The organism is Streptomyces sp. NPDC056169, from assembly GCF_042268445.1.
Lineage (GTDB): Bacteria > Actinomycetota > Actinomycetes > Streptomycetales > Streptomycetaceae > Streptomyces.
This window is the reverse complement of sequence record NZ_JBHJUO010000002.1, coordinates 478,834-491,228: the sequence shown is the minus strand read 5'-3', so window position 1 is coordinate 491,228 and position 12,395 is coordinate 478,834. Positions and strand designations below refer to the sequence as shown.

Sequence of the window (12,395 nt, the reverse complement as noted above, 5' to 3'; positions counted from 1 at the left end):
TCTGTCCGCGCCCCGGTCAGCTCGTGGTGCGCCGGCGCAGTTGGTGGGCGCGGGCCGCGAGGTCGCCGGGGCCCGCGCGCTCGGCCAGCCGGTCCGCGATCCGGTCCTGGACCTCCTGCGGTTTGTTGCCCGCGTACTTGAACTTGGCCCGCACCTCGGCCACCTCCAGGTCCAGGACGCGGATGCCCGAGAGGAGGCGGCCGAACGGGGCCTCGCCCGGGGCCGCGAGGGCAGTGGCGCCGTCCGGCTGGAAGTGGGCGACCTGGCGGTTGAGGAGCTCGGCCTTCTCCGCCGGGTCGTCGACCACGTGCGCCGTGCACCGCAGCTGGACGGCCGCGTAGTACGAGGTCGGCGTCCCGTGCGCGGGCGGGGTGCCCTCGGGGGCCGTCCACGGGCCCGGCGCGAAGACGTAGTCGTCGACCACGCTCAGGAGCACCGTCGGCTGCGCCTCGACGGCTCGCCACACGGGGTTGGGGCGGGCCAGGTGGGCGAGGACGCGGCCGTACGGGCCGGGCCCGTCCTCGTACCGGAAGTGCATCGGCTGCACCCACGGAGGCTCGCCGGGCAGGCCGTTGACGGCGAGTTGGCCGAAGTCGTGGCGGGCGAGCCAGTCGCGCCACTCGCCCTCGTCGTGGGCGGCGTCCCAGGGGTGGATCAGCATCGTGGTGCTCCCGTCCTCAGAGCGCGGAGAGGTAGTCGGGCAGGGCGACGGCCGGGTCGAGGTCGTCGGCCGGGACCGGAGTGCCGTGGACCGTGCGGACGGGGACCACACCGGTCCAGTGCGGGAGACCGAGGTCCTCGGCGTCGTCGTTGGGGCCGCCGGCGCGGACCTTCGCCGAGACCTCGTCCAGGTCGAGCCGGATCACGGCGGTGGCGGCGAGCTCCTTGGCGTTCGCCGGGCGCGAGTCGCGGGAGCGGCCCGGGACGACGTGGTCGACGAGCGCGTCGAGGGCCGTCCGCAGCTCCTCGGGGTCGGTGACCTGGTGGGCGGTGCCGTGGACGACGACCGAGCGGTAGTTCATGGAGTGGTGGAAGGCGGAGCGCGCGAGCACCAGGCCGTCGACGTGGGTCACGGTCAGACAGACGGGCAGCCCGGGGGCCCGCACGCCGTCGCCCGCCGTGCGCAGGGGGCGCGAGCCGGTGGAGCCGTGGACGTAGAGCCGGTCGCCGACACGGCCGTAGAGCGTCGGGAGGACGACCGGCGCGCCGTCGCGGACGAAGCCGAGGTGGCAGAGGGAGGTCCCGTCGAGTATCGAGTGGACCAGGTCCTTGTCGTACGACGCGCGGTCGCGGTTGCGGGTGGGGACGGTCCGGTCGGTCGGCGCGTAGGCGGTGCCGGTGCCGGTGCCGGTGCCGCTGTCGGTCTTGGTGTCGCTGTCGGCGGCGGTGGTCATTGCGAACTCCATTGCACTAGTGCATAATCACTTTTGTGCTAGGAGAGTATCGGATTGAAGGTCGTCGCGCATCGGAGATCGCCGCCAGCGTCGAGCGCGGGGTCGGCTCAGGGGCTCTGGAGCCCGGGCAACTGCTGCCGCCCATGCGGGAATTGGCGCTGACCCTGGGGGTGAACGCCAATACGGTCGCCGCCGCCTACCGCACCCTGCGCGAGCGCGGGGTCATCGAGACGGACGGCAGGCGCGGCAGCCGGGTGCGGCCACGGCCCGCCACCACCGCGCGCGGCTCGATCCGGATGGACGCCCCCGCCGGGGTCCGGGACGTGAGCAACGGAAGCCCTGACACGGCACTGCTGCCACCGCTCGGCGAGGCCTTCGCCGAGGTCGGGCGGCGGTACGCCGAGCGGCCCGGCCTGTACGGAGAGGCCCCTGTCGACGAGGAGTTCGGGCGGCTCGCGCGGGCCGCCTTCGACACGGACGGCGTGCCCGCCGGGCCGGTCGGCGTGGCCTCGGGCTCCCTCGACGCCATCGAGCGGGTGCTCGCCGTGCACCTCAGGCCCGGGGACGCCGTCGCCGTCGAGGACCCGGGCTGGGGCAGCCTGCTCGACCTCGTACCGGCGCTCGGGCTGCGGCCCGTGCCCGTCGCCGTCGACGACGAGGGGCCGCTGGCGGAAGAGGTCGAGCGGGCGATCCGGCGCGACGGAGCCCGGGCGGTGATCGTCACGGACCGGGCCCAGAACCCGACCGGGGCGTGCGTGACCGAGGAGCGGGCGCGGGAGCTGCGGCGGGTCCTCGCCGCGCACCCCGGCGTCCTGCTCGTGGAGGACGACCATGGGCACGGGATCGTCGCGCAGCCCCTCCATCCGCTCGCCGGGGTCACCGACCGCTGGGTGCTCGTGCGCTCGGTCGCGAAGGCGTACGGGCCGGACCTGCGGATCGCGGCCTTCACCGGCGACGCGGAGACCGTCGACCGGGTCCTCGGGCGGCAGCGGCTCGGCCCCGGCTGGGTCAGCCGGCTGCTCCAGCAGGCCGTCGCCCACCTGTGGGCGACGGAGGCGGTCGACCCGGCCGCCGTCGCCCGCTCGTACGGAAAGCGGCGCGACGGCCTGGTGCGGGCGCTCGCCCGGCGGGGCGTCGAGGCGCACGGGCGCAGCGGCATGAACGTCTGGGTGCCGGTCGCGGACGAGACGGGCGCGGTGGCGCGGCTCATGGCCGACGGATGGGCGGTGGCGCCGGGCGCGCGCTTCCGGATGAACGCGGGGCCGGGCGTCCGGGTCACCGTCTCCGGCCTCGCCGTCGGGGACGTCGAGGACCTCGCCGAGGCGGTCGCGCGGGCGGCGGGGCCGGCGCCCGCGCGGAGTTACGGGTAAGGGGCAGGGCTGTGCGGTCTGTCCCGGTGCGGGCCGGGGGCGTGCTCAGGTGCGGGTCGCCGGTTGCGGTGCGGCGGGGGAGTCGGGCGCGGGGGTCGGTGCCGGGGTCTTCGGCAGGGCCGTTGTCGCCGCAGTCCTCGGAGCCGTACGGCGGGACGTGCGGGTCTGGGTGAGCGCGGCTCCCGCGAGGACGATCACCGCGCCGACCGGGGTGTTCCACGTGAGCTGTTCGCCCAGGACCGCCACGCCCGCCGCCGTGGCGATGACGGGGATGAAGTAGGTGACCATGGAGGCCGTCGTCGGGCCGACCTCCGCCACCACGCCGTACTGCAGCAGCATCGCGTACCCCGTGCCGAGCGCGCCGAGCGCGATCACGGCGAGCAGCGGAACGACCTCCACCGACTCCGGCATCGAGGTGAACAGGGGCGTGACCACGGCCAGTTGGAGCGTCGCGAGGCCCACCTGCGAACCGGCGAGCGCGAGGTGCGAGACGCCCGTGTCACTCAGCGTCCTGCGGACGTAGATCCAGCCCACCGCGTAGCTGAAGGAGGCCAGCAGGGCCAGCGCCGTGCCCGTCACGTCGAGACCGGAGAAGCCCTGCCAGGCGCCGAGCACCGTGAGCACCCCCATGAAGCCGATGCCCAGACCGGCGGCGCGGACCCGGGTCGGACGGTCCTCGGAGAGCGCGACGAGCGAGAGCAGCATGCCCCACAGCGGTGTCGTCGCGTTGCAGATGCCCGCCAGGGTCGAGGGGATCGTCAGCTCCGCGTACGCGAAGAGCGAGAACGGCAGCGCGTTGAGCAGGAACGCCGCGACCGTCAGATGGCCCCAGACACGGGCGCCGCGCGGCAGCCGGTCGCGCTTCACGACCAGGGCGGCGGCGAGCACCGCCGTACCGAACAGGAGGCGCCCGAACGTCACCTGGAAGGGCGCGAAGCCCTCCGTGCCGACCTTGATGAAGAGGAAGCTGAACCCCCAGATGAGGGCCAGGGCGCCGAAGCGGACGCGCCAGTCGAGCAGCCGGGAGCCGCGCGAGGGGAGCGGGGAGCCGGTGGGGGAGGCGGAGCGGGCGGGTGACGGGGAGGGCGGGGCTGCGGGGCTCATGCACTCAGGGTGACGGCACCGACCTCGTAGAACAAGTGAGAATTCTTCGACCCCTCCCCTTAGTATTGCTTATATGTTGAATCTGGAGCGCCTGCGGACCCTCGACGCCGTCGCGCGGCACGGTTCGGTGAGCGGCGCGGCCGACGGCCTGCACGTCACCACCTCGGCCGTCTCGCAGCAGCTGTCCAAGCTGGAGCGCGAGGTGGGCCAGCAACTGCTCGCCAAGAACGGCCGGGGCGTGCGGCTCACCGACGCCGGACTGCTGCTCGCCGAGCACGCCGCCCGGATCCTCTCGCAGGTCCAGCTGGCCCAGGCCGACATCGAGGCCCAGAGCGGCCGGGTCGTGGGCGAGGTGCGGCTCGCGGCCTTCCCGACGGCGGCCCGCGGGCTCATCCCCGGCGCACTCGCCTCCCTGCGCGCCGGCCATCCCGAACTCCGCGTGCGAACCACCGAGCTGGAGCCCGAGCCGGGCGTCCGCGCGGTGCTGCGCGGCGACGCGGACCTCGCGATCGTCCTGGACTGGAGTAACAAGCGGGCGCCCGTGCCGGGCGGCCTGGAGCGGGCCCATCTCCTGGACGACTCGGCGGACGTCGCGCTGCCGGCCGGGCACCGGCTGGCAGCGCGGGAGGCGGCGGACCTGGTGGACTTCGCCGACGAGGAGTGGGTGTCCTGGCCCGAGGGCGAGTTCTGCCACGACTGGCTGATGTTCACGCTGCGCTCGCAGGGCATCGAGCCGCGCATCGGCCACCTCGCCGGCGAGCACCACACGCAGCTCGCGCTGGTCGCGGCGGGACTCGGGGTGTGCGTGACGCCCCGTCTCGGCCGCCCGCTGCCGGAAGGCGTCGTCTTCGTGCCCGTACGGCAGAAGATGCGGCGCCACATCTACGCCACCTGGCGCGCCGACGCGGGCCGCCGTCCCTCCGTGCGGGCGGTCGTGGGGGCCCTGCGGGCGGCGGCCGAGCCCCTCGGGAGCTGACGGCCGGCCCTCGGACACCCCCTAGATCTTGCGGAAGTCCCAGGACGCGACGGCGTCCGGGGTCAGCCTCGCCCAGGCGTGGCGGCCGTCGTGCGGCATCGCGTCCAGGCCGAAGTTCTTGGCGGCGAAGAGCTGTTCGGGCGCGTCGAGCGCGGGGACCGGCTCGCCGGTACGCGGCGCCTCGCCGACGAACTCGACCGTGCCCGACAGCTCCACACCCCGCAGCTCGCCGTACTCCTCGCCGTCGTCCACCACCGCCGCGATCCTCGGATCGGCGCGCATCTCGGCCCAACGGCGGCTGCGCGTCAGCGAGTACAGCCACAGCGAGGAGCCGTCCCAGGCGAACCAGAGCGCGCTCACGTGCGGGCGGCCGTCGGCGGACACGGTCGCCACCCGGCAGGTGCGCTGTTCGGCGAGGAAGGAGTCGAGCTCCGCCGGGGTCATCATGATCCGGCGTCCACGGCGCTGTGCGACGGTCATCGTCCGCACCCTTCTGGATTTCTGATGAGACGTCAGAAAGCATGGAGGGCCATGCGCGCACAGGCAAGGGGAGACCATGGGTGAGAGTGCGAGAGACCGGCTCGGGGAGTCGATCCGTCCGGACGGCGGGGTGGTGCTGCTGACCGTCGAGTGCCAGCGGGGGGTCGTCGGCGCCGAGAGCGCCCTGCCCGAACTCGCCGCGGCGGCCCGCAGGTCGGGCGCCCTGCGCAACGTGGCGCGGCTCGTGGCCGCCGCGCACGAGGCCGACGTCCAGGTGATCCACGCCGTCGCCGAGCGGCGCCCCGACGGGCGCGGCGCCAACAGCAACGCCCGGCTGTTCCGGGCCGCCGCACGGCTGCCGGTGCAGCAGCGCAGCGGCAGCACGGCCGTACGGATCGCCGAACCGATCCAGGTCACGGAGGAGGACATCGTCGTCCGGCGCCTCCACGGGCTTTCACCGCTCGCCGGCACGGACGTCGACGCGCTCCTCCGCAACCTCGGCTGCCGGACGCTGATCGTGACCGGCGTCTCCGCCAACGTGGCCGTGCCCAACGCGGTCTTCGACGCCGTGAACCTCGGCTACACGGTCGTCGTGCCCGGGGACGCCATCGCGGGGGTGCCGGCCGACTACACCCCCGCGATGATCCGCCACACCCTCGCGCTCGTCGCGACGATCACGACGACGGACGAGGTGCTGGGCTGCTGGAAGACCCCCCGGCGTGCGAGGCCGGCCGGGGGCTCCGTCAGCCGAGACTGATCTCGTCGCCCACCACCTGGATCGGCGTCGGCGGCAGTGGACCGGTCGCCGGGCCGGACTTCACGCTGCCGTCCGACACGTCGAAGTGGCTCTGGTGGCACGGGCACACGATGACGCCGTCCTTGACGCTGCTGACGGTGCAGCCCGCGTGGGTGCACTTGGACGAGAAGGCGTGGAACTCGCCGGCCTTCGGCTGGGTGATCACCAGGCCCTGACCGGCGATGACCTTGCCGCCGCCCACCGGGATGTCCCCGGTCCGCGCGAGGGTGGCGCCCGCCTGCTCCTCCGTGCCCTTGTCCTCGGTGCCGCCGCCACCGCAGGCCGCGAGCGCCGCCGCCAGGCCCGCGGCGCCCGCCGCCGAGACCACCGTCCTGCGTGCCACTCCGCTCATGTGCTGCCCCTCTTTCCTTCACGCACTGGTGTGTTGGCACCTGACGGTACGGGTGTGACCTGTGCCCCGTTCACAGGATCACGCCTTCGACAGCCTTACAGTTCTGAGTAGAGTGTCGGAACATGGACACCTTGCGATGAAAGTGTCAACGGGATCGGTCAGCGCCCACCACGTCCGGGCCGTGCTGCTGGCCGGAGAACGGCGCGGAGTCGCCCCCGCGTCCCTGCTCGCCCGGGCCGGTCTGCCCTCCGGACTCCTCGGGGACGCGCAGGCCAGGGTGCCGGCGGAACAGTTCGGACGGCTCGTCAGGCTGCTGTGGTCCCTCCTCGACGACGAGCTGATCGGTCTCGGCGGAGCGCCCAGCAAGGTCGGGACCTTCGCGATGATGGGCCACGTCGTCGTCCACGGCAGCCGGGACCTGCGCGAGGCGCTCCGGCGCGGCCAGGCCTTCTACTCCCTCTTCCCCTCGGGGCCGCGCTTCCGGCTCGTGGAGCCCGGAGAGCCCGGAGAGCCCGGAGAGTGCGGGGACGGCGTGGCGGGCGGGGAGGAGGACGAGGGCCGGGGCGACGAGGCGCGGATGGAGTTCGACGTCGCCGGGTACGACGACCCGCTCCACTTCGGCGCCGAGTCCACCGTGCTCGTCGCCCACCGCTTCGCGGGCTGGCTCATCCGCCGCCGCATCGGCCTGCGACGCGTCGAGTTCACCCACCCCGAGCCCCGGCACGCCCATGAGTACGCCCTCCTGTTCGGGGCGCCCTGCGTCTTCGGCGCCCGGCGGACGGCGGCCGTCTTCGACCGGGCCGACCTCGACGCACCCGTCCTGCGGGACGCGGCGGCCCTCCGGGCCTTCCTCCGCCGCGCCCCGGCCGACGTGCTCGTCCGCGCGGACCACGGCAGCGCGATGACCGGCCGCGTACGGCACCTGATGGGGAAGGCCCTGCCCGCGGAGCCGCTGCCGACGCCCGAGCAGCTCGCCGACCGGCTGTCCGTCAGCCCGCAGACCCTCCGCCGCCGGCTGGCCGCCGAGGGAACCACGTACCAGCGGCTGCGCGACCAGGTGCGCCGCGACCACGCCCTCGCCGCACTCGCCGGCGGCCGGGTCTCCATCGAGCGGCTCTCACGGCAGCTCGGCTTCTCGGAACCCAGCGCGTTCCACCGGGCGTTCCGGCGCTGGACCGGCGAGACGCCCCGGGCCTTCCGGGCCCGGGGCGGTGGGTGAGGACGCTCCTCGCCGGCGGGAGTCGCCGGCGGGAGCTCAGTGCAGGGTGAGCGGCGTCTCGGACGTGGCGCGGGACAGCTTCTCCGGGTTGCGGACGAAGTAGATGCCCGTGATCCGGGCGTCCTCGACGTGGACCGCCATGACGCCGTCGACCTCGCCGTTCAGGTGGACGAGGAGCGCCGGGCTGCCGTTGGCCACGGTCGGGCCGAGGGTGAGCGCGATGCCGGCCCCGCCGGCCCTGCCGGTGAAGCCCGCCATGAGACGGGACACCTTGTCGGCCCCGAGGACGGGCCGCAGGGCGGCGTGCTTGACCCCGCCGCCGTCGCCCATGTAGACGACCTCGGGCGCGAGGACGTCGAGGAGGCCCTGCACGTCCCCGGTCTCGAACGCGCGTCGGAACGACTCCAGGGCCGTCCGGGTCTCGCTCGCCGAGACCGTCCGGCGGGGGCGGCGGGCGTCGACGTGCCGGCGCGCGCGGTGCGCGATCTGACGGACGGCCGCGGGGGTCTTGTCGACGGCGGCCGCGATCTCCTCGTACCCGAAGCCGAAGGCCTCGCGGAGGACGAAGACGGCGCGCTCCGTCGGCGACAGCGTCTCCAGGACGAGCATCATCGCCATCGACACGCTCTCGGCGAGCTCCACGTCCTCGGCCACGTCCGGCGTCGTGAGCATCGGTTCGGGCAGCCAGGGGCCCACGTACGACTCCCTGCGCCGACTGGCGCTGCGCAGCCGGTTGAGCGCCTGGCGGGTCGTGACCCGGACCAGATAGGCGCGCTCGTCGCGTACCTGCTCCAGGTCGACCTCGACCCAGCGCAGCCAGGTCTCCTGGAGGACGTCCTCGGCGTCGGCCGCCGAGCCGAGCATCTCGTAGGCGACGGTGAAGAGGAGGTTGCGGTGGGCGACGAACATCTCGGTCGCCCGGTCGGCGGTGGGGTCGTCGCTCATGCCTTCACCCCGCTCCCCGTCGACCGGCCCTGGGCGCCGTCGGCTCGTGCGTACGCATCCACGGCAAGATCCTTTTCGTCGGTGGGAGTCCGATCATGACCCACCCCCTCCAGGCGCTCGCGCTCGGCCCGCAGCAACTTCTCGCGCTGGCCGCCTCCCGAGACGCGGTGCAGACCGTACGCGCCCGGCTCGTGCGCCTCGGCGGCCAAGTGCTTCACGGTGCCCTTGCACACGATCTCCTTGACCTTCGCGCCGGTGCGACCGCCGATGTGGAACCACAGGGCGATGTCGTTCCGGTGCGCGAACTGGAAGATGCCGCCGCCTCGGCCGAGGCTGATGCACTGGCCCGCGAACACCTGGTTCAGGGGCTCGGGCTCCTCTCCTGCGATCCGGCTGAGGATCGTGTCGGCGGCCCGCGCGCCCAGCGGCGTCGCGGCCTGGCAGCTCATCCGCGCCGGCAGGTTCGACGGCGCAGCCGAGTCCCCGGCCGCGAGGACGCGGTCGTCGTCCACGCTCGTCAGCGTCTCGTCCGTGAGCAGGCGGCCCAGGGCGTCGGTGCTCAGCCCGCTGCGCGCGGCCAGGTCCGGCACGCCGAAGCCGGCGGTCCAGATGGTCACCGTGCTCGGCAGCGCACGGCCGTCGTCGAGCCGCACGGCATCGCGCGTCACGGCCGTCACCTTCGCGCCGGGGCCCTCGACCACGGTCACCCCGAGGGCCGCGAGCCGCTTGGCGACCGAGCGGCGGCCGCGCCGGTGCAGGTACGGGCCGAGCACCTTCCCGCAGACCAGGGTCACGGCGCGGCCCGCCTCCGCCAGCTCGGCGGCGGTCTCGATGCCGGTCGGACCGCCACCGACCACCGTCACGGGGGCCGTCATGGGCGCGGCGTCGAGGACCGGCCGCAGCCGCTGCGCCTCCTCCAGGTCGGCGATCGGATAGGCGAACTCGGCGGCTCCGGGCACGCGCGGGTCGGCGCTGCCACTGCCGACCGCGTAGACCAGGTAGTCGTAGCGGACGGTGTCGCCGCTCGCGAGCGTCACGCCGCGCCCGGCCGCGTCGATCCGTGTCACGGAGTCGACCAGCAGGCCGACGCCGGGACGCAGGACCTCGGTGTACGCGACGACCGCGTCGTCGGACCCGCCGACGAGCTGGTGCAGGCGGATCCGCTCGACGAAGTCGGGGCGCGGGTTGATCAGCGTCACGGTCACGTCGGCGCGCTGCGTCAGGCGGTTCGCGGCCATCACTCCGGCGTACCCGCCGCCGATCACGACGATCTCGGTGTTCCCCATCGCGGTGTCTCCTTCGTTTCCAGCGGTTCGTGCACAAGACACCGCGCGATCGGACCCTGTGACACGATGTGACGCAGGTCACTCTGGTGGGTGTGTGACGGTCGCGGCGCACGGTCAGGAACCGTGAGCGGTACGGTCACGGCCGCCGCCCGCCGCCGGGCCTACCGTCCCGCCATGACCGCAATCGACCGGTCCGGCGCCGACCGGACCACGGACTCCGCCGACCGCCGGTGAGTGCGCGCCGGGCGGCCGGCGCCGTCCTCGGTACCGGTGCCCTGCTCTGTCTCCTCGCGGCGGTGGCCGTCACGGCGCTGAGCGTCCGCGTCGACGGCACCAGCATGGCCCCCACCCTCAAGGAGGGGGACCGGGTGCTCGTCGCGCCGGGCTCGGCGGGCGACGCGCGTCGCTTCGACGTCGTCCTGCTCCGGGCGACCGGCAGGGACGCGCTGCTCGTCAAGCGGGTGATCGGGCTGCCCGGCGACCGGGTCGCCATCGCCTCCACGCCGGAACGGCCCTTCGACGTCCTCCTCCAGGAGGGAGGTCAGGGCCCGGTCCGCCGGTTGGCGGCGGCGCAGTGGGCGGCGCAGGCGCACCGCACGGGAGCCTGCTGCGCACCGGACGGCACGCGGTCGGCGCGGCCGGAGCTGGTGACCGTGCCCGAGGGCGCGTTCTTCTACCTGGGGGACAACCCCGATCTCTCGGACGACTCCCGGGCGTACGGCTGGGGGGACCTCCGTCGCGTCGAGGGGCGGGTCGGCCTGCGGGCCTTCCCCGTATCGGCCTCGCGGGGCCTCGACGGTCGGCCGGTCATGGAGCGGTGGCCGGGGCCGGGGCCGTGAGGCTCGGGGCCCGCGTGGGAGCAGGCGCCGGGGCCGTGAGCCCGTCTACTGCGTCGGTGCGAGGCTCTCGTGGCCCGTGCTCAGGGCGACGCGGACCACCGTGTCGGCGATGCGGCGGGCCGACTCCTCGGGTGAGGCGGTCGACTGGACGATGTGGCTCGCGGTCAGCCGGACCGCCGCGTCCACGGCCAGCTCGCGTGCGACCGGGTCCACGCCGGGCCAGGCCTCCGTGACGTACGCGTCGGCCATCGCCGTCGCCGTCTCGAACGCGGACGCGGACCGGGTGGTGAGGTAGGGGAGGAGGCCGTCCTCGCCGGTGCTCGTCAGTACGGCCTTGATCAGCGGGTTCCGGCCGGCCAGCGTGAGCGTGAAGCCGACGGCGGTCTCGACGGCCGCGCGGAGGTCGTCCCGGTGTGCGTCCAGGCCCTGCTGGATGCCGAGCAGACAGCGCTCCAGTTCGCGCTGGAACAGGGCCTCGCCGACCGCCTCCTTGGAGGGGAACTCCGAGTACAGCGTCTGACGGCTGACGCCGACGGCTCCGGCGAGGTGCGCCATCCGGAGCTTGTCGAACCCGCGGTCCGCGACCGCGTCGTACGCGGCGTCCAACAGGCGTTCGCGCAGCAGTGTCCGGACCGTCTCCCTGAACCGTGCCATCGGCCCAGCCTAGTCCAGCCGGAATTCTCCCCAGGATTGTCCAGAGTGTTGACACATCCTTAAGAACTGTCCAATTCTCGAACAGGTAGCACTGAAGTGTCATCCGTCTCCGGTCGTCCGGCCGCGGGACGCACCGCTGCCGGGTTCACATCCCCCTGCGCCGACGGCGCGGGACGACGGTGGGAGTTCACATGCAGGAAGAGAACAGACAGGAAGAGAGCAGAGGCGTCACCCGCTGGCGCAGATCGGCATTCCTGGCCCTGCCCGCGACCGCGGCCGTGGCGGCCATGGCCACGGCGATGGTGCAGGGCGCGCTCGCCGCGAACCTCTCGCTGACGAGCGTGCCCTTCACCCTCAGCTCGAAGACCGTCGCCGCCCCGCAGGGCATCGGCGCGGTCATGCACACCATCGACGCCGGCGGGGCCAAGGGCGCCGCCGAGGTCGGCATCGCCAAGGCGGGTCTGGACGGCATCTGCGTCCACGCCGTCCAGTCGGTCGACCTCCCGGTCATCGGCAGCCTCGGCACCTGGTCGCTCAACATCTCCTCCCCGGCGGCGGCGACCCCGCTCACCAGCGACCAGCTCGTCGCCGGAGCCGGCCTCCAGGCGAACAAACTGGTCCTCGACGCCCAGGCGCTCAAGGCGGCCACCGCCACGCTCAACGCGAGCGACACCACCCCGAACGTGATCGGCGCCGCCGCCGACGGCGCCGGGATCAAGGGCGCCGGCATCGACGACGGCACCCCCGGCCAGTTCGGCCTGGACGCCACCGGCGGCCGGACCGACATCAGGAACCTCAACGCCGACGCCAACGGCGCCACGATCTCCGGCGCGATCACCCTGCCGGACCTGGCCATCGGCATCGCCCACGGCGACAAGCCCTGCTGACAGCCGCGCTGAGCCCGGCCTGACGACGCCGGAAGCCGGGGATCCGCGCCCAGCGGCGCGCAGGACGCGGATCCCCGGTTCCCCGGTTCCAGG

At 73.9% G+C, this 12,395-nt stretch carries 14 protein-coding genes; 6 read left to right on the top strand and 8 right to left on the bottom strand.

Annotated features, from left to right (window positions below; all coding sequences use genetic code 11):
• Positions 1–16: 16 nt before the first annotated feature.
• Both ACFC0G_RS04740 and ACFC0G_RS04735 read right to left on the bottom strand, forming a co-directional pair.
• The gene (locus ACFC0G_RS04740; protein WP_376397185.1) at positions 17–661 is read right to left on the bottom strand and encodes an FMN-binding negative transcriptional regulator; all 645 of its coding nucleotides are present in this window, start codon (positions 659–661) and stop codon (positions 17–19) included.
• A 16-nt stretch (positions 662–677) separates the two neighbouring features.
• On the bottom strand, positions 678–1,394 hold the full coding sequence (locus ACFC0G_RS04735) for a pyridoxamine 5'-phosphate oxidase family protein (RefSeq protein WP_376397182.1): 717 nt from the start codon (positions 1,392–1,394) through the stop codon (positions 678–680).
• Positions 1,395–1,429: 35 nt separating this feature from the next.
• Here ACFC0G_RS04735 and ACFC0G_RS04730 point away from each other — a divergent pair, with 35 nt between their 5' ends.
• Entirely contained in the window at positions 1,430–2,764 is a 1,335-nt protein-coding gene (locus tag ACFC0G_RS04730) for an aminotransferase class I/II-fold pyridoxal phosphate-dependent enzyme (protein WP_376397179.1), read from the top strand.
• A gap of 45 nt (positions 2,765–2,809) precedes the next feature.
• Here ACFC0G_RS04730 and ACFC0G_RS04725 read toward each other — a convergent pair whose 3' ends face one another.
• The gene (locus ACFC0G_RS04725) at positions 2,810–3,868 is read right to left on the bottom strand and encodes a DMT family transporter (RefSeq protein WP_376397176.1); all 1,059 of its coding nucleotides are present in this window, start codon (positions 3,866–3,868) and stop codon (positions 2,810–2,812) included.
• 73 nt (positions 3,869–3,941) lie between these two features.
• On the opposite strand from ACFC0G_RS04725, the gene ACFC0G_RS04720 reads away from it, so the two are divergent.
• Entirely contained in the window at positions 3,942–4,844 is a 903-nt protein-coding gene (locus ACFC0G_RS04720; protein ID WP_376397173.1) for a LysR substrate-binding domain-containing protein, read from the top strand.
• A 21-nt stretch (positions 4,845–4,865) separates the two neighbouring features.
• On the opposite strand, the gene ACFC0G_RS04715 is transcribed toward ACFC0G_RS04720, so the two are convergent.
• On the bottom strand, positions 4,866–5,324 hold the full coding sequence (locus tag ACFC0G_RS04715; RefSeq protein ID WP_376397170.1) for a pyridoxamine 5'-phosphate oxidase family protein: 459 nt from the start codon (positions 5,322–5,324) through the stop codon (positions 4,866–4,868).
• A 76-nt stretch (positions 5,325–5,400) separates the two neighbouring features.
• On the opposite strand from ACFC0G_RS04715, the gene ACFC0G_RS04710 reads away from it, so the two are divergent.
• Positions 5,401–6,081 carry a cysteine hydrolase gene (locus tag ACFC0G_RS04710; protein ID WP_376397167.1) on the top strand — a complete coding sequence of 227 codons (681 nt, stop codon included), beginning with the start codon at positions 5,401–5,403 and terminating at the stop codon, positions 6,079–6,081.
• Here ACFC0G_RS04710 and ACFC0G_RS04705 read toward each other — a convergent pair.
• Positions 6,068–6,472 (bottom strand): Rieske (2Fe-2S) protein, encoded by a 405-nt coding sequence (locus ACFC0G_RS04705; protein ID WP_376397164.1) that lies wholly within the window; start codon positions 6,470–6,472, stop codon positions 6,068–6,070. The two genes, ACFC0G_RS04710 and ACFC0G_RS04705, sit on opposite strands and share 14 nt — an antisense overlap.
• 136 nt (positions 6,473–6,608) lie before the next feature.
• Between ACFC0G_RS04705 and ACFC0G_RS04700 the strand changes: the two genes are divergently transcribed.
• The gene (locus ACFC0G_RS04700; protein WP_376397161.1) at positions 6,609–7,691 is read left to right on the top strand and encodes an AraC family transcriptional regulator; all 1,083 of its coding nucleotides are present in this window, start codon (positions 6,609–6,611) and stop codon (positions 7,689–7,691) included.
• Positions 7,692–7,727: 36 nt separating this feature from the next.
• Here the strand turns inward: ACFC0G_RS04700 and ACFC0G_RS04695 are convergent, their stop codons facing one another.
• Both ACFC0G_RS04695 and ACFC0G_RS04690 read right to left on the bottom strand, forming a co-directional pair.
• On the bottom strand, positions 7,728–8,636 hold the full coding sequence (locus tag ACFC0G_RS04695; protein ID WP_376397158.1) for an RNA polymerase sigma-70 factor: 909 nt from the start codon (positions 8,634–8,636) through the stop codon (positions 7,728–7,730).
• Positions 8,633–9,922 (bottom strand): NAD(P)/FAD-dependent oxidoreductase, encoded by a 1,290-nt coding sequence (locus ACFC0G_RS04690; protein WP_376397155.1) that lies wholly within the window; start codon positions 9,920–9,922, stop codon positions 8,633–8,635. The genes ACFC0G_RS04695 and ACFC0G_RS04690 overlap by 4 nt, the downstream gene beginning before the upstream one ends.
• Positions 9,923–10,152: 230 nt before the next feature.
• Here ACFC0G_RS04690 and lepB point away from each other — a divergent pair, with 230 nt between their 5' ends.
• The gene (gene lepB / locus ACFC0G_RS04685; RefSeq protein WP_376397152.1) at positions 10,153–10,761 is read left to right on the top strand and encodes a signal peptidase I; all 609 of its coding nucleotides are present in this window, start codon (positions 10,153–10,155) and stop codon (positions 10,759–10,761) included.
• Positions 10,762–10,806: 45 nt separating this feature from the next.
• Here the strand turns inward: lepB and ACFC0G_RS04680 are convergent, their stop codons facing one another.
• Positions 10,807–11,415 carry a TetR family transcriptional regulator gene (locus ACFC0G_RS04680; protein ID WP_376397149.1) on the bottom strand — a complete coding sequence of 203 codons (609 nt, stop codon included), beginning with the start codon at positions 11,413–11,415 and terminating at the stop codon, positions 10,807–10,809.
• 191 nt (positions 11,416–11,606) lie between these two features.
• Between ACFC0G_RS04680 and ACFC0G_RS04675 the strand changes: the two genes are divergently transcribed.
• Complete coding sequence (locus ACFC0G_RS04675) at positions 11,607–12,302, top strand: cholesterol esterase (RefSeq protein ID WP_376397147.1); 696 nt, start codon at positions 11,607–11,609, stop codon at positions 12,300–12,302.
• The last annotated feature ends 93 nt before the right edge of the window (positions 12,303–12,395 follow it).